The organism is Novosphingobium sp. BL-S-21 (genome assembly GCF_055521655.1).
In genome coordinates this window covers 2,115,567-2,137,500 of sequence record NZ_CM145496.1, presented here as the reverse complement: position 1 = coordinate 2,137,500, position 21,934 = coordinate 2,115,567, and the positions used below count along the sequence as shown (strand labels likewise).

19 protein-coding genes (1 of these 19 running past the window's edge) are annotated in these 21,934 nt (G+C 65.1%); 13 read left to right on the top strand and 6 right to left on the bottom strand.

Going from position 1 to position 21,934, the window contains the following annotated elements; genetic code table 11:
• The 4 genes from ACZ1J6_RS18625 to ACZ1J6_RS18610 form a co-directional block, all read right to left on the bottom strand.
• Positions 1 to 166: the start of a sulfite exporter TauE/SafE family protein gene (locus ACZ1J6_RS18625; protein WP_465127722.1), read on the bottom strand. Its footprint begins 617 nt before the window's first position; only the first 166 of its 783 coding nucleotides appear in the window; it begins with the start codon at positions 164 to 166; its stop codon lies off the left edge, out of view.
• Positions 167 to 200: 34 nt separating this feature from the next.
• Positions 201 to 2,654: a TonB-dependent receptor gene (locus tag ACZ1J6_RS18620; RefSeq protein WP_465128272.1), complete on the bottom strand. Its 2,454-nt coding sequence runs from the start codon at positions 2,652 to 2,654 to the stop codon at positions 201 to 203.
• A 191-nt stretch (positions 2,655 to 2,845) separates the two neighbouring features.
• Positions 2,846 to 3,046: a YezD family protein gene (locus tag ACZ1J6_RS18615; RefSeq protein WP_132269986.1), complete on the bottom strand. Its 201-nt coding sequence runs from the start codon at positions 3,044 to 3,046 to the stop codon at positions 2,846 to 2,848.
• A gap of 269 nt (positions 3,047 to 3,315) precedes the next feature.
• A complete protein-coding gene (locus ACZ1J6_RS18610; RefSeq protein WP_132269984.1) occupies positions 3,316 to 3,756 on the bottom strand; it encodes an RrF2 family transcriptional regulator in 441 nt (146 codons plus the stop codon).
• Between the two features lie 422 nt (positions 3,757 to 4,178).
• Between ACZ1J6_RS18610 and ACZ1J6_RS18605 the strand changes: the two genes are divergently transcribed.
• From ACZ1J6_RS18605 to ACZ1J6_RS18565, 9 genes are all read left to right on the top strand, one after another.
• Positions 4,179 to 6,566, top strand: a complete 2,388-nt coding sequence (locus tag ACZ1J6_RS18605; protein ID WP_465127721.1) for a TonB-dependent receptor — start codon at positions 4,179 to 4,181, stop codon at positions 6,564 to 6,566.
• Positions 6,567 to 6,787: 221 nt separating this feature from the next.
• Positions 6,788 to 8,044, top strand: a complete 1,257-nt coding sequence (locus tag ACZ1J6_RS18600; RefSeq protein WP_465127720.1) for an MFS transporter — start codon at positions 6,788 to 6,790, stop codon at positions 8,042 to 8,044.
• A gap of 124 nt (positions 8,045 to 8,168) precedes the next feature.
• A complete protein-coding gene (locus tag ACZ1J6_RS18595; RefSeq protein ID WP_465127719.1) occupies positions 8,169 to 9,383 on the top strand; it encodes an aromatic ring-hydroxylating oxygenase subunit alpha in 1,215 nt (404 codons plus the stop codon).
• A gap of 227 nt (positions 9,384 to 9,610) precedes the next feature.
• Positions 9,611 to 10,096 carry a VOC family protein gene (locus tag ACZ1J6_RS18590; RefSeq protein ID WP_465127718.1) on the top strand — a complete coding sequence of 162 codons (486 nt, stop codon included), beginning with the start codon at positions 9,611 to 9,613 and terminating at the stop codon, positions 10,094 to 10,096.
• A 126-nt stretch (positions 10,097 to 10,222) separates the two neighbouring features.
• Entirely contained in the window at positions 10,223 to 11,005 is a 783-nt protein-coding gene (gene ygiD / locus ACZ1J6_RS18585; RefSeq protein WP_465127717.1) for a 4,5-DOPA-extradiol-dioxygenase, read from the top strand.
• Between the two features lie 44 nt (positions 11,006 to 11,049).
• Complete coding sequence (locus ACZ1J6_RS18580) at positions 11,050 to 12,147, top strand: acetamidase/formamidase family protein (RefSeq protein ID WP_132269976.1); 1,098 nt, start codon at positions 11,050 to 11,052, stop codon at positions 12,145 to 12,147.
• An 88-nt stretch (positions 12,148 to 12,235) separates the two neighbouring features.
• On the top strand, positions 12,236 to 13,048 hold the full coding sequence (locus ACZ1J6_RS18575) for a TauD/TfdA dioxygenase family protein (RefSeq protein WP_465127716.1): 813 nt from the start codon (positions 12,236 to 12,238) through the stop codon (positions 13,046 to 13,048).
• 59 nt (positions 13,049 to 13,107) lie between these two features.
• A complete protein-coding gene (locus ACZ1J6_RS18570; RefSeq protein ID WP_465127715.1) occupies positions 13,108 to 14,307 on the top strand; it encodes a serine hydrolase domain-containing protein in 1,200 nt (399 codons plus the stop codon).
• Between the two features lie 56 nt (positions 14,308 to 14,363).
• Positions 14,364 to 15,473 carry a calcium:cation antiporter gene (locus tag ACZ1J6_RS18565; protein WP_132269972.1) on the top strand — a complete coding sequence of 370 codons (1,110 nt, stop codon included), beginning with the start codon at positions 14,364 to 14,366 and terminating at the stop codon, positions 15,471 to 15,473.
• Between the two features lie 65 nt (positions 15,474 to 15,538).
• Here the strand turns inward: ACZ1J6_RS18565 and ACZ1J6_RS18560 are convergent, their stop codons facing one another.
• A complete protein-coding gene (locus ACZ1J6_RS18560; protein WP_465127714.1) occupies positions 15,539 to 17,344 on the bottom strand; it encodes an AMP-dependent synthetase/ligase in 1,806 nt (601 codons plus the stop codon).
• 122 nt (positions 17,345 to 17,466) lie between these two features.
• A complete protein-coding gene (locus tag ACZ1J6_RS18555) occupies positions 17,467 to 18,510 on the bottom strand; it encodes a quinone-dependent dihydroorotate dehydrogenase (protein ID WP_465127713.1) in 1,044 nt (347 codons plus the stop codon).
• Positions 18,511 to 18,928: 418 nt separating this feature from the next.
• Between ACZ1J6_RS18555 and ACZ1J6_RS18550 the strand changes: the two genes are divergently transcribed.
• The 4 genes from ACZ1J6_RS18550 (at position 18,929) to ACZ1J6_RS18535 (ending at position 21,932) form a co-directional block, all read left to right on the top strand.
• Positions 18,929 to 19,366 (top strand): RrF2 family transcriptional regulator, encoded by a 438-nt coding sequence (locus ACZ1J6_RS18550; RefSeq protein WP_132269998.1) that lies wholly within the window; start codon positions 18,929 to 18,931, stop codon positions 19,364 to 19,366.
• A complete protein-coding gene (gene sufB, locus ACZ1J6_RS18545) occupies positions 19,367 to 20,920 on the top strand; it encodes a Fe-S cluster assembly protein SufB (RefSeq protein WP_243841080.1) in 1,554 nt (517 codons plus the stop codon).
• Positions 20,921 to 21,036: 116 nt separating this feature from the next.
• On the top strand, positions 21,037 to 21,426 hold the full coding sequence (locus tag ACZ1J6_RS18540; RefSeq protein WP_465127712.1) for an endonuclease domain-containing protein: 390 nt from the start codon (positions 21,037 to 21,039) through the stop codon (positions 21,424 to 21,426).
• Positions 21,423 to 21,932 carry an endonuclease domain-containing protein gene (locus ACZ1J6_RS18535; RefSeq protein WP_314467907.1) on the top strand — a complete coding sequence of 170 codons (510 nt, stop codon included), beginning with the start codon at positions 21,423 to 21,425 and terminating at the stop codon, positions 21,930 to 21,932. The genes ACZ1J6_RS18540 and ACZ1J6_RS18535 overlap by 4 nt, the downstream gene beginning before the upstream one ends.
• Positions 21,933 to 21,934: the final 2 nt, after the last annotated feature.

Below are 21,934 nucleotides of genomic sequence, written 5' to 3'. Positions count from 1 at the left end.
GGGTGCTGGCCGAGGCCGCTGCCGGCGCCATGCCGAGGACGCTGACCAGCATCGTCTGCGAGATGACGCCGAAGGCCATGCCCAGGGCACCGTCGATGACTTGCGCTGCAAATCCGACGATGATGAAGGGCACGAGGTCCCCTATGCTTAGGCCGAGATCGAACATGAGGTGGTCCTCCCTGTTCCGTGGGTTGCGGGGATCAGAAGCTGTACCGAACGGTCATGCCCCAGGTGCGCGGATCTCCGGGAAGGCCGGCAATCAGGCCGGTGTTGCCCGGGCCGACGAAGAGCTGGTCGAAGTAGTTCTCGTCGAAGGCGTTGCGTACCCAGCCGTAGATGTCAAATCCGCTCTCGGCCCGGAAGCCCAGCCGGAAGTTCGAAAGGCTATAGCCGTCCACCCAGGTATAGGCCGAAGGCGACGGATTGGACGAGAAGTTCGATCGGTAGCTGCCGTCATATCCGAAGTAGACCTCACCCTCCTTGCCGAGCAGGGTGGCGGGGTTGTTGACCTCTGCGCCGAACGAGAACGACCACTTCGACACGCCGGGCAGGCGCTGGCCGGAGATGTTGCAGTTGGCCGGGCTGAGCGCGCCGGGAACGCCGGGCGCGCCGGGGGTCTGGGCCGAGGTGGCGGTGGTGCCGCCCGAAAGCTCCGGCGGGCAGGGTGCGTCCGTGAACTTGCGGTAGGTGGCGTCGGTATAGGCGCCGTTGACGTAGGCATTGAAGCGCTCGCTCGGACGGACCGAGAAGTCCCATTCCACGCCCTGCGAGCGTACCTTCTGGGCATTGGCGAGATAGCCGCGGAGCACGCCGTACTGGCCGTTGCTGACATTGGCCTGATAATTGCCGATGTCGGTGCGGAAGATCGACAGGTTGAAGGTCGCCCGGCGGTCCCAGAACTGGGTCTTGATGCCGGCCTCGTAGTTGTGGACCGATTCGGGCTTCACCGTGGCGGAGGCCAGGATCGGGTTGTTCTGGGCGTCCACCGGCACGCCGTTCTGGTTGATGCCGCCCGATTTGAAGCTCTTGGCATATGTCGCATAGAACAGAATGTCCGGCGTTATCTTGTAGCTGGCGTTGAAATCGTAGCTGAAGTTCCAGTCGCTGAACTCGGGCGAGATTTCCTGCGGGGTGTAGATCGCCAGCTGTGCGGTCTGGCGTGCCGTATAGGACGCCTGGCCCAGCAGCAGTTCGTTGCCCTGGCCGTCGAACACGCGGCGCTGGTAGTAGCCTTCCTTCTTGTCGTAGTTCAGCCGCACGCCCGGCTGCAGGGTGAGTTCGGGCGTGAGATGCCAGCTGAGCTGACCAAACAGCGCGGCGCTCGTGTTCTTGAGATACTGCGTATTGTAGGCGACGAGGCCGTTCAGCACGGAGGGGGCGTTGGAAAGCGCATTCGATGGCGCGATGCTCCAGCGGCTGGCCGCGGCGCCCTGCGCTTCGGTGCCCTGCGTATCGATCCGCTGGTAGAAGCCGAAGGCGCCGACCACGAAGTCGATCTTGTCGCTGCTGTAGTTGTAGCGCAGCTCCTGCGTATACTGGTCCTGCTGCGAGGGGTTCTGCGAGAGTGCGACGATCGGCAGGCCGGTGAAGTCGCGGTCGTTCGAAGGATCCCAGTCCCAGAACCGCCAAGCGGTGATCGAGGTCAGCTGACCCGCGCCCAGGTCCCACTTCACGCGCAGCGAAGCGCCGCCGATCTTGTTCTTGGCCTGGAGCGGCGTGTCGAGATCGGTGCGCCGATCGAAGGGGTTGGTGCTGGGCGGTACATAGCCCTGCGCGGCGGCGAGTGCGGCGTACTGGCGGTTCAGCGCGCGCTGCGTGAGGCCGGTGCGAACATAGACGGAGCCGCAGCAATTGGCGTCCTGGGTGCTGTAATCGCCGGCAAGCGTGATCGCCAGATCGGCAGTGGGCTGCCAGAGAAGCTGGCCGCGCAGGCCGAGGTTGTCCTGGCTCTGGATCCACTGGTCAGTGGTGACGTTGCGGATCGTGCCGCGCCGGTCGGTCGAGGATATCGCCAGGCGCGCCGCCAGCTTGTCGGTCAGCGGGCCGGAAATGGCGGCCTTGGCCTGCTTGAAGTTGTAATTGCCGATCGACACTTCCGCCTTGCCTTCGAAATCGAAGGTCGGCTGGTTGGTGGTGATGTTGATGGCGCCTGCCGTGGTGTTCTTGCCATAGAGCGTGCCCTGCGGGCCGCGCAGCACCTCGATCTGGGCAACGTCCAGGAAGTCGAACGTGGCCGAAGCGACACGCGAATTATAGACATCGTCGATGTAGATGCCGACGCCCTGCTCGATCCCGTCGTTGGTCAGGCCGAACGGCACGCCCAAGCCGCGAATGTTCACGGCGGTGTTGCGCGGATTGGAGGAATAGAACTGCAGGGTCGGCGTCAGCTGCTGGAGGCGGCCGACGTTGAACGAGCCAGTGGAATCGATGTGCTCTCCGCCCACCACCGAGATCGCCAGCGGCACTTCCTGGCTGGATTCCTGGCGGCGGCGCGCCGTCACGAAGATTTCGTTGCCCCGGTCATGCGCGCCGGTGCCGACGGAGGTCGGTGATTCCTGTTCGGCGGCGGAACCTGCAGCGGCATCCGCGGTAGCCACGGCAGGAGCCGCCCCCGGTGCGGTCTCGCCGGCCAGCGCGGGCGTGGTGGCCAGCATCAGCGGGGCGAGCGTGAACGTCAGGCATGCGAGCGGAAGCGGGGCCGGCAGCGGCCCGCGAATGGTCTTTCTCATGAGATCCCCCTTGTTTTTTCGAAGGGCCTCACATCCGGTGGTCCGGTCTGGTTGGCAGGAAATTGATTTTCCCGGTCAGCGATTGCCGGGTTGGTAACTGCCGGGGCAGCGCGCGCTTATGAAGCGAAGCGCCGCCGCTCGGTGATGTCGAGCTGCACCAGCTTGCCATCGTGGACTGTCAGTTGGATGACGCCGTAGCGCATCTGGTCCAGGGCATCGGCGACCACTTCGAGCGGTGCCGCCTTGGGATCGTCATTCCCGGAATCCCTGGAGAGGTGCCGTCCCGATCGCTGGTTGTCCGATAACGGTTGAGACATTGCGTATCTTCCTCTGAGCGCGGCTCTTCCCCGCCGCTGCCCCTCTCTATTCTCAACTGAATAAGTAGACAATACACCTAGCCGAAAGTTTCTCGTTTTCGCGCCCAAGCAAAAACTATTTACGCCGAAGCGATGTCTGGCGTTGCCCTTCGACGGATATGGCAATTTCGGGGGACTTAACGGGCACGGCTGACTTTTCGTTCGCCGATTGCCATTGAAAATGAGGGAGTTGGTCGAAGAAAGCGCCCGGCTATGCGCCGCGTCCGCAATCAGTCCTGATCGTCGACCTGGGCGGGGACGGGATCGATGCGATCCGAAAGTCTTACTCCGTCCAGCAGTTCGGCAGTCCGGTCGCGCACTTCCAGCATCAGGGCGCGCGTACGACAATCGCCCTCTTCCAGGCAGTTCTTGCACTTCTCGTGCGCGAAGCGGCTAGCGCATGGCACCAGCGCCAGGGAGCCACGCATCAGGCGGATAAGGTCGCCATAAGTGATGTCGATCGGGGACACCGCCAGCCGATAGCCGCCATCCTTGCCGCGCTGGGAATCGACGATTCCGAAACGGCTCAGTTCGGACAGGATCGTGGTGAGGAACTTGGCGGGAATGTTCTGTGCTTCTGCGATCTGCGCGAGCTGGATCGGACCCTGCCCGTAGTTGTCGGCAAGATGCTGCATGGCGCGGATGGCATAGCGGGTTTTCTGCGAAAGCACGCCTCCGTCATGCCGCACCCTTCGTGGCGATGGCAAGGCCGTTGAGGCCGCATTTCACAGATTGTCAGTCGCTTCGGTTGACAAGCATCCGGCCGGTCAACGCGGGCCGGGCCGGGGCAGACGCGGAGGCGCAGTTGTCGTCCTGGCCTTTGCGGCTTGACCCGGGCGCCCCGTGGCCCCCGCATTTTGCGGTGCAAAAGGATAGAGGCCGCCCCACATGGCGTAGCCCCGCGTCGATAATCTTCCGAATATCGGCGATTTCCATCAGCCCTGCCCTTCGCGGCAGGGGTCACCGATCAAGTACTTATTCGCAAATGCACAAGACCCGATCCGCTCCTCACGACAGATTTTCCCACAAGCGGCCAAAACCACAAACGAGCCGCACACCCGGGAATCGGTCTGACTTTGTTCGGGGAGCTACCATGATGATAAGCACGTCTCGATTTGCCTACGCGCTCGCCTCGAGCGTCTCCCTCCTGGCCTTCGCCTCGGCCAGCGCCCATGCGGAAGAAGCCGATGCCGCCGCCGCCGCGGTGGCAGCCGCCGTGCCGGCGGAAGGCCTTACCGACATCGTCGTCACTGCCGAACGCCGGGACGTCAGCCTGCAGCAGGCCCCGCTTTCCGTCAGCGCGATCACGGCCGAGACGCTGAAGGCCGCGAACATCAACGACATCACCGGGCTCAACGGCACCGTACCGGGCCTGGTCGTCGCCAAGAGCGGCGGCGGAGAGCGCATCATCACCATTCGCGGCGTGGGCTCGGAAACGCCGGAGAACACCAACACCCAGCCGGGCGTGTCCTACCACATCGACGGCGTCTATATCTTCAACTCGATCGCCGCGAGCGCCGCCTTCATCGACGTGGCCCAGGTGGAAGTGCTGCGCGGGCCGCAAGGCACGCTGTTCGGTCAGGGTTCGACCGGCGGCACCATCAATGTCGTCTCGATCGAGCCGAGCACGGACGCCATCAGCGGCAATGTGAACGCCGGCTACGGCAACTACAACTACATGGAAGGCTCGGCCGCGCTGAACGTGCCGCTTTCCGATAGCCTGGCGGTGCGCGGCGCCTTCCAGTTCACCAAGCACGACGGCTATGCCCATGCCACCGAAGTGCCGGGCACCCACGAGTACGACCTCGACGATCAGGACGAAACCGGCTGGCGGCTCGGCGCCAAGTGGCAGCCGGCCTCCAACTTCTCGATCGTGCTGAACACCGTCCAGTTCACCAGCAACACCAACGGCCCCGCGCAGAAGAACATCCTGGATCCCAACCCGGATCCGCGCGAACTGACGCAGGACTATCCCGGCCGCTCGGTGGTCAAGACCCAGCTCTACACCGGCGTCGTCAAGTGGGAGACGCCCTTCGCCACGATCAAGTCGATCACCGGCTACCAGAAGCTCCACTCCGAGCAGGCCTGGGATGCGGACGGCCTCGACACGGCGCTGTTCTATGCCCAGACCTACAACCCGGTCAGCTTCACCGGCGTCGCTTACGACCATGTGCCGCTCTGGGAATCGGATACCAAGAGCTGGAGCCAGGAGATCAACCTGACCTCCAACGGCACCGGCCCGTTCAGCTGGGTGCTCGGCGGCGTCTATCTCCATTCGTCGAACGACCAGTACGTCAACGAATACCGCAGCGACGACGACAACTTCCTGCAGGAAGCCCTGCCCACCGACACCGCCTGGAACGACCCGCTCGTCGCCAACCTGACCTATGCCGAGTTGTCGACGATCAAGCGCGACCTCTATGCCGTCTTCGCGCAGGGCACCTACAACCTCACCAGCCAGCTCAAGCTGACGGCCGGCGTGCGCTACAACCACGACAAGGCCACCGGCACATACGATTCGATGTCCGGCGGCGCGTCCGGCCAGACCTCGGGCGCCTATCTCCAGCCCAGCTCGACCGGCGGCCGCAAGGGCGACGCCTGGACCGGCAAAGTCGCGCTCGACTACCAGATCACGCCCAGCAACATGGTCTATGCAAGCTGGACGCGCGGCTTCAAGCCGGGCGGCATCAACTCTGCGGCCTCCACCGGAGGCAGCTACTCGATCCTGCCGACCTACAAGCAGGAGACCGTCGATTCCTTCGAAATCGGCACCAAGAACCGCTTCCTGGGCGATACGCTCCAGCTCAACGGCTCTGCCTTCCTGTATAATTACAAGAACATGCAGTTCCTGGAGGAAGACCCGATCCTCTACGGCGAAGGCATCAGCAACGCACCCAAGGCGCGGGTCTACGGCCTGGAACTCGAAGGCTCCTACATCCCCACCGAGGGCCTGCGCTTCGACGCGTCGCTGTCGTGGCTGGAAGGCGAGTTCACCTCGCACTACCTTGCGCTCGATCCGACCAATGCCGCGAATGCCCAGAATGCGGCGGGCTATCCCGACTACCTGTTCTGGACCAACTTCTACGCCGCCACCCTGGCGCGCGACGCCGCGCGCGAGGACATCAAGGGCAACCGCATTCCCAAGCTGCCGCGCTGGCAGGGCAATGTGGCGGCGACCTGGAACGGCAAGGTCGGCCCGGGCGAGCTGACCGCCCGCGCCCAGCTGATCTACCGGGGCAAGTACCAATACCGCCTGTTCAACGAAGGCGACGTGGACCTCACGCCTTCCTACACCCAGGTCAATGCCATGCTGAAGTACGAGCCGGAGGGCACCAATACCAACGTGACCCTGCGGGTGATCAACCTGTTCGACAGGAACGGCATCAACTCGCGGTTCTCCGACCCCTATGGCAGCGCCCAGGTGATGGACACGTACATTCCGCCGCGCCAGGTGATCCTTTCGGTCGGCTACAAGTTCTGATCCCTTCCGGCCTTCGCCGGAAAGCAGGAGGGCGCGGCGACTTCGGTCTCCGCGCCCTTCCCGTTTCCGGACATGCCGGCCACTTCCCCGCCGCGGGCCTTGTCCCGGCGTTTCGATCAACTATCTAGGCGCCCGTCATCAAGAGTGTGCAGCCGCAGCATGAGAGCCTGCACCGCGTGTCAGTCCGCGATTCCGTCCGGACGAAGCCCGCAGGAGTAGCAATGCCGCGCAGTGCCCTCGTCCTTTTCGCCGCCTCTCTGGGGTTCTTCTTCGTGACGGCGACGACGTTCACCTCGCTGGGTTACGTCCTCTACACGATGGTCGCGCAGCTCGGCTGGTCGAAGGCGGCCGCCGGCCTCAGCTTCTCGCTGCTGGGCCTCGCCTGCGGCCTCGCGAGCCCTCTGCCGCCATTGCTGATGAAATCCATCGGCACGCGGCTGACGATGTTCGCGGGCTGCCTGGTGCTGGCGGCCGGGTTCTTCATCGCATCCCAGATCGAGCATCTCACCCTCTTCTTCGTGGCCACCACGCTGATGGGCGTAGGCTTCTCGCTGATCGCCCCCTCCCCCGCCGTCTATCTGCTGGCGACATGGTTCCCCCGCACCTCGGCGCGGATGATCGGCTTCTATTTCATGAGCGGCGCGGCCGGCGGGATCGCCGGGCCGCTGATCGTGGGCGCCATCGTCGGCATGACCGGGGACTGGCGCCTCCACTGGCTGGTCATGGCCGTGAGCGCGCTGGCGCTCGGCCTGATCTGCCTGGTCTGCATCCGCGACGCCGTGAAAGTGGAGAGCGTGGAACAAGTGAAGGGCGCGGGCCACGAACAGGACGCTCCCACCGAGCGGAGCGCCTGGACCGTGCGCCAGGCCCTGACGAGCCCCAGCTTCCTGATCCTGGCGCTGATCATGACGGTGGTGCAGACCGCCGTCACTTCGGCCCACTCGATCCTGGTGGCCCATGTCGCCAACCTCGGCGAGGGCGCGGCGCCCGGCGCCATCGCCATGAGTCTGCTCGCCTTCGCCGGAACCGGCGCCAAGGGCGTGACCGGCGCCTTGTGCGAACGCGTCGATCCGCGCCGCATCCTCATTGCCGGGCTCGCGCTTCAGGCCCTGGCCATGGCGCTGCTCTGGTCCGCCTCGCTGGTGCTGGTGGCCACTGCCGCCGCCGCACTGTTCGGGCTGGGCTGGGGCATGGCCTGGCTTTCCGCCCATATCCTGCTGCTGCGCTATTTCGGCGCCGGCATCGCGGGGGACATGACGGCCATGGCCACCACCGCCACGACATTCGCCGTGCTCGGCCCGATCGGCGCCGGACGCATCGCCGACGTGACGGGTGGCTACGGCCTTGCCATCCTGATCTTCGCCCTGCTGCTGGCGGCCGCCACGATCGTCGCCGTGCTGTTCCTGCGCGCACCGGTGCGCCTGCCCACCGCGGCCGAGCCCGACATCGCCGACGGCGCGCTGCTTCCGGCCGAATAGGCGCCTGCCAAAAGTCCCTGCGCCCAGTGCAAAGCATGGACCGCGCAGGCCCGCTAGTCTGGCCGGGTAGCGGGAGGACGCAGGGCGTTCTCCCCGGTCTCACCGACATGGGGATCAGGCAGGAATGACTCTACTCAACGACCCGTTCTTCGACAGCCTCGGCAGCTCCATCAAGAACACGCTCGAGGCCGACACGCTGCCTCCGGCCTGCTATACCGACGAGGAATTCCACCACTTCGAAAAGGCCGCGCTGTTCGAGCACGAATGGCTCTGCGTCGGCCGCGCCGAGTGGCTGGAGCAGCCTGGCGACTTCTTCACGGTGACGCGCGCCGAAGAACCGATCATCGTCACCAAGACCCGCGACGGCAGCGTGAAGGCGCTCTCCGCGGTCTGCCAGCACCGCGCCATGCTGGTGGCGGAAGGGCACGGCAATGCCCGTGCCTTCGTGTGCCCCTATCACCACTGGACCTATGACCTGGACGGCACGCTGGTGGGCGCCCCGGCGATGAACCGGACCTGCAATTTCGACCGGAAAGCGGCGAGCCTGCCCGAGATCCGCCACGAGATCTGGCATGGCTTCGTGTTCATCAACCTCGATCCCGCGGCGGAACCGCTCACCCCCCGCCTGGCCGGCCTGGAGGCCGTCGTCGCCAACTACGATTTCGCCAGCTTGCGCGGTCCCCGTCCCGAGGAGGCCACCGTGTTTCAGTGGAACTGGAAGGTCATGCTGGAGAACAACAACGACGGCTACCACGCCAGCCGCCTGCACGCGGGGCCGCTGCACGACTTCATCCCGAGCGGGCTGGCCTCGTTTCCCGAGGTGCCCGAGAATTCGGCGGGCTACTACCGGCTCAACGGCACGCTTCACAAGAACGCTGCCTTCAATGCCACGCAGAAGGCGATCTTCCCGGTGTTTCCGAAACTCACCGAGGAAGAGCAGAACCGTCTCCTGTTCGTGAACCTGCCGCCCAGCCTCTCGCTGGTCGTGCTCAACGATACCGTGCTCTACCTCATCATGGACCCGCGCTCGGCCCAGTCGCACGCGCTGACCATCGGCACGCTGATGGTGCCCGAGGCGATGGACGATCCGCTGTTCGAACTGAAGATGAAGATGAACGACACGGCCGTCGAAGAGATCGTCAGCCAGGACTTCCATGTCGACGAACTGGTCCAGCAGGGCCTGCGCTCCAAGTTCGCGCCGCGCGGCCGCTATTCCTGGCAGGAGGGCGCCCAGCGGCTGCTCAACGTCTGGCTGGTCGAACGCTACCGCCGCGAATGGGACCGTCGCCGCGGGCCGCAGACCCCCCTGCCCGCGCCGATCACCCGCCTGCGCGCCTGATACACAAAGTTTTACCGTCACCCATTCCCGACGGTCTGCGGCGTCCGGTCTCGTACCGGGCGCCGCCTTTTCTTGAGCGGCGCGAGGAATCAACGATTCGTGCGCGGGATGGCGAGCGCCGGTTCGGACACCCGTTACCCCTTGCGAGCCAGCGGCGGCACCGGCCCAAACGGGCCGGTGCCGCCCAAAATCCACCTTTGGCGGATTTTCAAACACAAGGAGCCGCTATGACCAACACCCTCATCTTCGTCGATTTCGCCACTGACGATCCGGCCAGGGCCGGAGAGTTCTACGCCGAAGTCTTCGGCTGGGAGAACGACGCGCGCCCCCACGGCATCTACCACCGCATGGTCCCCGGCGGCTTCTTCCCGAACAAGGACGGCAGCGACAGCCAGATCGGCAATCTCCACCTCGGCGTGTTCGATGCGAACAATGCCCGCCCACACCCGAATCCCGAAGGCGTGGAACCACGCACACTGTCCACCGAGGGCCGCAAGGCGCGCATCTGGGTGCTGATCGGCGACGACGACAGCCCCGAGCGCATCCTCGAAACCGCCGAGAAGCTGGGCGGCAAGGTGCTCTGGCGCAATCACTACTGGAAAGAGTTCAACGGCTACAACCACGCCTTCGCGGACCCTTGGGGCAACGAGATCCTGCTCTGGGGCAAGGCGGGCGAGAATCCGCAGATCCCCGGGGACTACACGCGCGAATAGGAAACGGGCTTCTCCGGCGGCGCGACAAGTTCTTGTGCGCGCCGCCGCAAGACCGCCCGGCCCCCTTCTCCATAGCCTGCGAGCATAGACGCCAACCCCAACCCAGTACCGGGAGCCAGACGCACAATGAGCCGCCTTCCCATCGTTTTCTTCGGACATGGCAGCCCGATGGTGGCGCTGGAGAAGAGCGCCGTCACCCGCACCTGGAACCAGATCGCGAGCAGCATCGGCAAGCCGCGCGCGATCCTGTGCATCTCGGCCCATTGGCAGACGCGCGGCACCGCCGTCACCGCCATGGCCCAGCCGCGCACGATCCATGACTTCGGCGCCTTCCCGCAGGCCCTGTTCGACGTGCAGTACCCCGCCCCCGGCGACCCGGAGCTGGCCGAGCGCGTGCGCGAACTGCTCAGTCCGATGCCGGTGAATCTGGATGCCAACTGGGGCCTGGACCACGGCACTTGGTCAGTGCTCGTCCATGCCTATCCCGAGGCAGACGTGCCGGTGATCCAGCTTGGCATGGACCTTGGCAAGAGCGCGGCCGAGCACTGGCTGGTCGGTCGCATGCTGCGCCCGCTGCGCGACGAAGGCGTGCTGATCATGGGCACCGGCAATATCGTCCACAACCTGCCCGCCATGGACTGGGCCAACCCCGCCGCCGATCCCTATCCCTGGGCTGAGCAGTTCAATGCCGCGATGTGCAAGGCAATCGCCTCGGACGATCCGCAGACCGTGATCGACTACGCGGCGCTGGGCGATGCCGCCCGGCTCTCGGTGCCCAGTTCCGACCATTTCCTGCCGCTGCTCTACGTCCTGGGCGCCCGCCATGAGGACGAAGCGGCGACGTTCGAGCCCGATTTCATCCAGCACAAGTCGCTCAGCATGACGAGCGTGCGGATCGGCGCCGCGTAAAGCCGCACGCGCCCCGACCTCTTTCCTTCCCAACAGGAGTTCCGATGGCACTGATCAGCCTAAAGCCCGAGCCAGCAAGGGAGACCGCCCTCCAGCCGTCGGCCCTGCACCATCTTCGGGCCACGCCGGAAACGGTGCACTGGGGCTACTTCTCGCCCGAGATCAAACCGGCGCTCTATGTGAAAAGCGGCGACCTGATCCAGGCGCAGGCCGTCACGCACCATGCCGGCGACGATCCGGAACTGATGTTCGACGACGACATCCGCCGCATCTTCACCGAGATCGACCCCGCCACTCGCGCGCCGGGCTGCCACATCATGACCGGCCCGATCTTCGTCGAGGGCGCGGAGCCCGGCGACATGCTGGAAGTGCGCTACATGGCGATGCGTCCGCGCTTCAACTACGGCTCGAACCTCGCGGCCAACTGGGGCCATCTCTACCAGGAATTCGGCGAGACCGAGCGCGTCACGATCTACAAGATCGACCCCAACGCCAATACCGCCAGCGCGCTCTACGCCTATGACGTGGACGAGAAATACGTGGTCCCCGGCCGCATCACCCATTGCCCGGAATGCGACCGTTCGGCCGCGCTGCCCGGCATCACCATCCCGGCCCGCCCGCACCTGGGCACGGCGGGTGTCGCGCCCGCCGTCAACGAGGCGGTGAGCACGATTCCCCCCGGCCTTCACGGCGGCAATATCGACAACTGGCGCATCGGCGCGGGCGCGACGATGTACTACCCAGTGCAGGTCAAGGGCGGCCTGTTCTCGATCGGCGACCCCCATATCAGCCAGGGCGACGGAGAGATCAGCGGCACGGCCATCGAAGCCTCGCTCGACGTGCTGTTCCAGATCGTGCTGCGCAAGGACTTCTCGTTCCCCTCGCCGCTGCTGGAGACGCCGGATTGCTGGATCGTCCACGGCTTCGGCGAGAACCTAGACAAGGCGATGAAGTCAGCCTCGATCGACATGCTCCACCTCCTCACCGAGCACCAGGGCCTTTCCCGCAACGACGGCTATTCGCTGATGAGCGTCGCCGCCGACTTCGGGGTGACTCAGGTGGTGGACGGCACCCAAGGCATTCACTGCCGCATCGAACGCCGAATCTTCCCCGAGAAGGGCAGCGTTAGAGATCCTGAATAGGAACGGCCCGATAACAACGAACGCACCGGATGCGAGAGCCCTCACTCCGCATCCGGTGCGTGCCCACGAAGAAAACCGGAGCCCGACAATGGGTTATGAATTGATCGACGTCCGCCCCATGACCAAGCGCATCGGCGCGGAGATCGTCGGGATCGATTTGCGCCAGCCGCTCGGCAACCAGGCTTTCACCGAGATTCACGAGGCGCTGATGAAGCACCAGGTGGTGTTCTTCCGCGATCAGGACATCGATCACGAAGCCCACAAAGCCCTTGGCCGCGCCTTCGGCCAACTGGCGATCCATTCCGGCGTTGCCGGGCTTCCCGACCATCCCGAAGTCGTGGCCATCCATGCCAACGAGAATTCGAAGTTCGTCGCGGGCGAGAACTGGCATTCGGACCTTTCGGCCGACGCCGAGCCGCCGATGGGCTCGATCCTCCATATCCACACCCTGCCCGAGGACGGCGGCGACACCCTGTTCGCCAGCATGTACGCCGCTTACGACGCGCTGTCCCCGGCGATGAAGGCCTTCCTCGATCCGCTGACCGCCGTTCACGACGCCAATCCCGTCTACAAGGCGATCTTCCCGGATTCGACCAAGACCTACCCCTGCAATTCGCACCCGGTGATCCGCACCCATCCGGTGACGGGCCGCAAGCTGCTCTTCGTGAACTCTTCCTACACCACGAAGATCAACGAACTGTCGGGCACCGAGAGCAAGGCCGTGCTCGATTTCCTGTTCGAGCACGTCAAGGACGCCAATTTCCACGTCCGCTTCCGCTGGCGGAAGAACTCGGTGGCCTTCTGGGACAACCGTTGCACGCAGCACTTCGCGGTTTGGGACTACTTCCCCGAAGTCCGCTCCGGCTTCCGCGTGACCGTGGCCGGCGACCGGCCATTCTGACCCTTCGCGCCGGCCTGCGCCTGCTGCTCGCCGCATCGGCGCTGAACTGCACAGCGCCGATGCTGGCCGATTCTCCAGCGGAAAGGCTGAAAGGCGAACTCGGCGCCATGGTCGCGGCGGGAGAATTGCCGCAGGCGCTGGTGCTGATCGAGCAGCATGGCACGCCGCTGGTGGAAATCTCCATCGGGCATGCCGACATCGAGACCGGCACACCGATCGCCCGTGACGCGATCTTCCGGCTCTATTCGATGTCGAAGCCGATCACCTCCGCCGGCATCCTGATGCTTGCCGAAAGAGGCAAGCTCGCGCTGACCGACCCTATCGGCAAGTACCTCCCGGCAATGGCGGACCTGCGGGTCTGGGACGGCAGCAGCCACAGCCCGGCCGAAACCGTGGCCGCGGCCCGCCCGGTCACGATCGAGGACTTGCTGCTCCACCGCTCCGGCCTGACCTATGAGTTCATGGGCGATACGCCGGTCCAGCGCTGGTACCGCGAAAACGGCGTCAGCCGCACCACGGCGGTGGCCAGTGCCGGGCCGCAGGTTCCGCCCGCCGCCACGCTGGATCAGTTGATCGCCCGCCTCGGCAAGGCGCCGCTGCTCCACCAGCCGGGCGAGCGCTTCAGCTACGGATTTTCAACTACGGTGCTCGGCGCGGTGATCGAGCGCGTGTCGGGCGCGAGTCTCGATGCTTTCCTCCAGTCGCAGATCTTCGGCCCTCTGGAGATGAAGGACACCACGTTCGTGGTGAGCGACGCGCAGGCCCCGCGCCTTGTCACCGGCTATGTCGCCAGTGCCGAAGGCCTGAGGCCGGTGGACCGCCAGGAAACCTCGGAATACCGCGACCCCGCTCGATTGCGCGACGGCGGAGGCGCCTTGGCGGGAACGCTGGAGGACTATCGCCATTTCGCGGAGATGCTGGCCAACCGCGGCACCTGGCGGGGCCGGCGCCTGCTGAGGCCGGAAACCGTCGACGCCATGTTCACCCCGCGCCTGCGCACCGGTGGCGGAGAGCATCTCGATGCGGGTTTCGGCCTGGGACTGGCCATCGGCGATGCCGGGACCGAGGCACGGGGCGGGCTGCCGGTCGGCGCCGGAAGCTGGTCGGGCTCGGCCAATACCTACTTCTTCGTGGACCCCGCGCACGCCGTGGTGGCCGTTCTCATGACCAACGAACTCATCCCCGGCGCATTCGAGGCGCGGACCTGGAAGCTGCGCGAGGCGCTGGACCGGGCGACACTGGCGGTCGTGCAGCGCTAGCCAGCCATCTTGCGGCGAAACTGGCCCTCGGGCCGAATTCGCCTATAGTGCCGGACATGAGCGACACGTCCCCAGCCGCCGCCGCGAAGCCCGCGACATTCCCCTGTTTCGGCCTTTCGCCCTGGGCCATCGCCGTCCCCCTGATCGCCATCGCCGCCATCGCGCTGGGCAAGCCTTCGGGCATCCCGATGGCGGTCGTGCTGGCGCTGGTGCTCGGCGGAGCGATCATGTCGGCGGTCTACCATGCCGAAGTGATCGCGCACCGCGTGGGCGAGCCGTTCGGCACACTGATCCTGGCCTTTGCCGTCACCGTGATCGAAACCTCGCTGATCGTCTCGATCATGCTGAGCGACGGCAACGGCACCCAGACCCTGGCGCGCGACACGGTTTTTGCCGCCGTGATGATCACGATCAACGGCATCGTCGGCGTCTGCCTGCTGCTGGGCGGCGGGCGGCATCACGAACAGGGCTATACGCAATCGGGCGTCAACCACGGGTTGGCGATCCTGGCGACGCTTTCAGTGCTGACGCTGGTGATGCCGAACTACACCACGAGCGAGGCCGGGCCCTTCTACAACGCCAACCAGCTGATCTTCGTCGCCGCGGATTCGCTGATCCTCTATGCGACGTTCGTCGTGGCCCAGACCATCCGTCACCGGGACCATTTCCTCTATCCCGAGGAGAGCGACGGCACGCATGAGAAGGTTCCGGCGGTCAAGGCCATCGCCGCAGGCGTCATGCTGCCGGTGGCGCTGATACCCGTGGTCCTGCTGGCCAAGGCGCTCTCGCCCTCGATCGAGGCGGGCGTTGCCGCCATGGGCGCGCCGCATGCCATGGTCGGCATCATCATCGCTGCGCTGGTGCTGGCGCCGGAGAGCCTCGCCGCGCTGTCGGCGGCGCGGGCGAACCGGGTGCAGACCAGCCTCAATCTCGCGATCGGCTCCGCGCTGGCCACCATCGGCCTGACGATCCCCGCCGTCGCCATCGCCTCCATGGCCATGGGGCTGGACCTTGAACTGGGCCTCTCCTTCAAGTCGATCGCCCTGCTCGGCCTGACGCTGCTGGTGGCGACGATGACGCTGAGCACCGGGCGGACCACGCTCGTCCAGGGCATGGTCCATCTGGTGATCTTCTCGACCTACCTCTTCACCACGCTGGTGCCGTGACGATGGTTCTGCCAGGCGGCAGGTGGCGTAAAGGGCCACCCGGCGCCTAACCCCGGTTTGCGGCCTCAGTTGCGGTAGAGCGCGTCCATCCGCTCGCCATAACGCTCCTTGAGTTTGTGGCGGCGGATCTTGAGGCTGGGGGTCATTTCCTCGTTCTCGATCCCGAAGGGTTCGTCCGCGAACGTGAACTGGCGGACCTTCTCGATCACCGAAAGGTCGGTGTTGACGCGGTCTATCGCCGCGCGGATCTCCGCCCGGAACGCCGGGAGGCCTTGCAACGCCTTGAAGTCGAATTTCTCGCCGTTGGCCTTGGCCCATTCCAGCGCCCAGTCGGCATCGGGCACGATCAGGCCGACGATGTAGGGACGGCGGTCGCCGTGGACCATGGCCTGCGCGATCTCGGGCTGCAGCGTCAGCATCGACTCCACCTTCTGCGGAGAGACGTTGTCGCCCTTGTCATTGACGATCATGTCCTTTTTGCGGTCGGTGATCATGATCCGGCCGCGACTGTCGATATGGCCGATGTCGCCGGTATGGAGCCAGCCGTCCCGGAGCACGGCATCGGTGGCGGCAGCGTTCTGCCAGTACCCCTGCATCACCAGCTCGCCGCGCACGAGGATTTCGCCGTCCTCGGCAATCCGCACTTCGACATTGCGAAGCGGCGGCCCGACGGTGTCGTGCTTGATCCCGGCGGCGGGACGGTTGCAGCTGATCACCGGCCCGGCCTCGGTCTGGCCATAGCCCTGCAGCAGCGTCAGCCCCATCGCGTCGAAGAAGGCGCCGATCTCGGGATTGAGCGGCGCGCCGCCCGAAACCAGGGCCTTGATGCGGCCGCCGAACTTGGCGCGCACCTTGGGCCGCAGCGTCCGTTCGATCACCATGTCGAGCGGGTAGTCCAGCAGACGGCGACGGCCGGCCTGCTCGCGCCCGGCAATGCCCAGTGCCATTTCCATCAGGCGCGCGGGAACGGCGCCCTGCTTCTCGATCTGCTTCATGATGCGCGTGCGCAGCACTTCGAAGAGGCGCGGGACGACCACCATGATCGTCGGGCGCACTTCCTCGATATTGGAGGCCAGTTTGTCGAGACCCTCGGAGTAGTAGATCTGCCCGCCCATGGCGATCGGCAGGTACTGGCCGCCGGTATGTTCGTAGGCATGGCTGAGCGGGAGGAACGAGAGGAATATCTCGCCTTCGTCGCAGCCGAAATCGTCGAAGATGATCTGCGCGCAGCCGGCGACGTTGGTCAGGATCATGCCGTGGTGCTGGCGCACCCCACGCGGCGCCCCGCCGGTGCCGCTGGTATAGATGATGCAGGCAAGGTCGCGGCGGCGGAAGTCGGCCACCCGGCTGTCGATTTCGGCGCGCGCGAGAACGGCGTCGCCTTCGAGGAGGCCCGCCCAGTCATGGACCTCGTAGGCGCCGCCCTGCATCTGCGGCAGTGCTTCCATGCCGATGACATGGCGGCACAAGTCCGTCTGGACGATAGCCGGAAGCAGCGCCTTGCCCAGCTTGGCCGTGGAGACGATCGCCGCGCGCGCGCCGGAATTCTCCAGTATATGAATGTGATCGCGCGTGGTGTTGGTGGTGTAGGCCGGCACGGTGACGCAGCCCGCCGCCATCACGGCCAGGTCGGCGATGCACCATTCGGGCCGATTTTCCGACACGATCAGCACGCGGTCCCCGGCCTGCAAGCCCATGCGCCGGAGCGAGGCAGCCATCAGCGAGACGCGGCGCGCCACCTCGGCCCAGCTCGTGGACAGCCATCGGCCGTCCTGCTTGGACCAGAGCATGGGCGAATCGCCCAATCGGCCTGCTCGCTTGAGGAACAGCGATACCAGGTTGGTGCACTTGTCGAAGTCACCAAGATCCATGCCGAGCCCCGTCCTCTCTATTCACGCGGAATTGTCCGTTCCGATCAACGTCTAGGCGCGTGGAGTGGTTGCGACAAGCAGAGCCGCATCCGTACTTGCACCCATATAGGTGGCTTTTGACGCTATTCGGACCCTACGGCATCCGCGATCGTGGCGAAGCCGTCGCGCTTCATCAGCGCTTCCAGCCCCTGGCAGAGCGCCCTGGCCATGCCCGGCCCCTCATAGACCATGGCGCTGTAGACCTGCACCAGGCTGGCGCCCGCGCGAATGCGGGCCCAGGCGTCTTCCGCCGTGGCGATGCCGCCCACGCCGACCAGCGGCACGGCGCCGCCCGTGGCCTTGCGGAAGTCCCGCAGGCGCTGCTGGGCCAGATCGCGCAGCGGCGCGCCCGAAAGCCCCCCCGTCTCGCCGCGGTGGGGCGAGTGCAGGGTCGGCCGCGAAATCGTGGTGTTGGAGACGATCAGCGCGCCCAGGCGCTTGTCGACGGCGATGCGGGCAATGGCGTCGATATCGGCCGGTTCGAGGTCCGGCGCGACTTTGAGGAAGACCGGCGGGCCATCCTCGCCGCAGACCTCGGCGCGGGCTTCGAGCACGGCATCGAGCAGCCCGGTCAGCGCCGATTCGTCCTGGAGCGCGCGCAGGCCGGGCGTGTTCGGGCTGGAGATGTTCACGGCCAGATACGTCGCCAGCGGCGCCATGAGGCGGGCCATCGTCGCATAGTCGGCGATGCGGTCGGTCGCGTCCTTGTTGGCACCGATGTTGATGCCGACGACGCCGGGACGATCCCGGCGCGCCGTCAGGCCTTCCAGCGCCACTTGCGCGCCGCGGTTGTTGAAGCCCATGCGGTTGATCACCGCGCGGTCCTCCACCAGGCGGAACAGGCGCGGCTTGGGATTGCCCGCCTGCGGCAGCGGCGTGATGGAGCCGACTTCCGCGAAACCGAAGCCCAGGCCCAACAGCGCGTCAGGCACTTCGCCGTCCTTGTCGAAGCCGGCCGCCATGCCAATGGGGTTGGGAAAAGCGATTCCCGCGACTTGCGTGGAGAGCGAGGCGGGGAATGCCGGCGCGCGAGTCTTGCCCGCCATTTTCAGCGCCTTGAGCGCAAGGCCATGCGCCGATTCGGCATCGAGACGGAACAGGGCGGGTCTGATCAGGGAGTAAAGCACGGGTGCCGCATAAACGGCTCGGCGCTGTTGCTCAAATGCTTCTTATCCTGCGTGACGTTCGCAAAATCGGTTTTCCGGCGTCACCGCCAGAGCACGCATGTCGCAATTATACAATAAATCGCCGAGGGCCCGGCATACAGGAGAGTTGCGACCCGAAGGGCTCGTAGCGGGATGCGCACGAGTTCTTTATTACCTTACGGCGGTTCCCGATCCTGATCGGGGACCGCCTTTTTTCTTTGGATTCCCCCATTCGCCGGCGCGAACTCTCTCCAAAAGCGAGAAATTTGCAACAGCCCGATCGCTTTTGTCGCACAAATCCTGTGCGAAACTCCATTGAAACCGGAGGGGTCCTGCACTAGGTGGCACAAATCGGAAAGATTTGATCCACTTTAACCGCAGAGACGTGAAAGCCGCAGATATGCGCCTGTCCAGCATGGCCGACTACGCCGTTGTCATCATGTCCGCCGCGACTCGGCATTCGGGCACTTGCGCGCATCACCCCCAGGATTCGCGGATGAGCCGCATCTCGGCAGGCCAGCTTGCCGAAGACACCGGCCTTCCCGCTCCCACCGTTCAGAAGCTGGTGAGCAAACTGACCGCTGCGGGGTTGCTGCAATCGACCCGCGGCGTTGGCGGCGGGCTGAAACTGGCCCGCGCACCCGAAACGATTTCGATTGCGGATATCGTGGAGGCAGTGGAAGGGCCGATCGCGCTCACCGCCTGCCTCGAACAGGGCAAGCACGAATGTACGCTGGAAGGCGGATGCAGCGTGCGCCCGCACTGGCCGCAAGTGAATGCGGCACTGCGCGGCGCATTGGCGCAAGTGGTCCTGACCCAGCTCGTCGAGGAAGTATGAATGACTGACGAAACCTCCCCCGAGGGCACCATCGAGGTGCGCGAAGTCCATGGGGACAACCGCCGCGATGGCGAGGCCCGCGACGTAGAAGTGCGCGATCAGGCCGCGCGCGAGGCTGCGGCCCGCGTGGCCGATTACGAGCACGGCTGGGTTGCCGACATCGAGCAGGAATATGGCCCCAAGGGCCTGTCCGAGGATACCATCCGCTTCATCTCGGCCAAGAAGGACGAGCCGGAGTGGATGCTCGACTGGCGCCTGAAGGCCTATGCCCGCTGGCTGGAGATGACTCCGCCGGACTGGGCCAAGCTGAATGTGCCGCCGATCGACTACCAGGAAGCCTACTACTGGGCCGCGCCCAAGAAGAAGCCTTCGCTCTCCAGCCTGGACGAAGTCGATCCCGAGATCCTCAAGGTCTACGAGAAGCTGGGCATTCCGCTGGAGGAGCAGAAAGTGCTCGCCGGCGTCGAAGGCGCGCGCAAGGTGGCCGTGGACGCGGTGTTCGATTCGGTTTCCGTCGCCACCACCTTCCGCAAGGAACTGGAGCAGGCGGGCGTGATCTTCCGCTCGATCTCCGAAGCGATCCGCGAATATCCCGAGCTGGTGAAGAAGTGGCTCGGCCGCGTCGTTCCCGTGCAGGACAACTACTTCGCAGCGCTGAACTGCGCGGTCTTTTCTGACGGCACCTTCGTCTACATTCCCGAAGGCGTGCGCTGCCCGATGGAGCTGAGCACCTATTTCCGCATCAATGCGGAAAACACCGGCCAGTTCGAACGGACCCTGATCATCGCCGAGAAGGGCAGCTACGTTTCCTACCTCGAAGGCTGCACCGCGCCGATGCGCGATGAAAACCAGCTTCACGCGGCGGTGGTGGAACTGGTCGCGCTGGAAGATGCCGAGATCAAGTACTCGACCGTGCAGAACTGGTACCCCGGCAATGCCGAGGGCAAGGGCGGCATCTACAATTTCGTGACCAAGCGCGGCCTCTGCCAGGGCGCCCGCTCCAAGATCTCTTGGACGCAGGTGGAAACCGGCTCCGCGATCACCTGGAAGTACCCCAGCTGCGTCCTCAATGGCGAGGATTCGGTGGGCGAGTTCTACTCGGTGGCGGTCACCAACAATTACCAGCAGGCCGACACCGGCACCAAGATGATCCACAACGGCAAGGGCAGCCGCTCGACGATCATCTCCAAGGGCATTTCGGCCGGCAAGAGCAACAACACCTATCGCGGCCTCGTGCGCGTGGCCGCCAATGCCGAAGGCGTGCGCAACTTCACCCAGTGCGATTCGCTGCTGCTGGGCAAGGAATGCGGCGCCCACACCGTGCCCTATATCGAAGTGCGCAACCCCAGCGCCCAGATCGAGCACGAGGCGACCACCAGCAAGATCAGCGACGACCAGCTGTTCTACGCCATGCAGCGCGGGCTCGATACCGAGCAGGCGGTGGCGCTGATCGTCAACGGCTTCGCCAAGGAAGTGCTTCAGCAACTGCCGATGGAATTCGCCGTCGAAGCGCAGAAGCTGCTGGGCATCTCGCTGGAAGGTTCGGTGGGTTGATGTTGACGCCTAGCGATACAGCAAGGCGCATCAACTCCCCTCTCCTTCAGGGAAGAGGCCGGGGGTGGGGGCTATCCGTCACCCGCAACGCCGAGATCGCACAATTCGCCCGCGAAATGCGCAATGAGCCGACCGAACCGGAAAAGCGCTTATGGCGCGCCCTGTCGCGCTCGCAGCTAGGCGGCTTCAAGTTCCGTCGGCAGGCGCCAATCGGCCCGTTCATTGCGGATTTTCTCTGCCCGCAGAAAGCGCTGGTCGTGGAAGTCGACGGCGAGACGCACGATTCCGAATGCGACCGCAAGCGTGACGCGGCGCTCGCCGGGATGGGGTTCGCCACCATCCATGTCACCAACACCGAGGTGATGCGCAATATGGAAGGGGTTCTGACCGTGGTCCTGAATGCTCTGCACGAAGCGTCGGATCGTTGGGCTACCCCCCACCCCAACCCCTCCCCTGAAGAGGAGGGGCTTTCTGGTACTTCTTTCATCCAAGGACTTAATCCATGACCGCCGCCCGCAAGACCCTTGGCATCAGCAAGGACTCCGCGCCCAAGGCCGACGCCAAGGCCAGCTTCAATGTGACCGGCGCACGCCTGGAAACGCTCAAGGAGCGGGCCAAGGAACAGCGCCGCAACCCCAGCGAGGCGCAGAAGGCGCTCTGGGCAGAGCTGGCCGGCTCGAAGCTGGGCGGCGTGAAGTTCATCCGCCAGTCGGTGGTCGGCTCGGCCATCGTCGACTTCGCCTGCCCTTCGCGCTGGATCGTCGTGCAGCTCAGCGCCGACGATTCCAACCCGGACGTCAACGAATTGCAGGACCGCAAGCTCACCGAAGTGGGCATCCGCGTGCTGCGCTTCTCCGAGGACGAAGTGCTGGACCGCGTGGACAGCGTCGTTCGCGAGATCACCACCGAACTCAACGTGCCTTTCGACAAGCGCTCCGCGCGCCGGAAGGCCGGAACCACTGCCACTCCCCGTTTTGACGAGGGCCGCTTCGACGAGGGCTCCGAAGGATGACC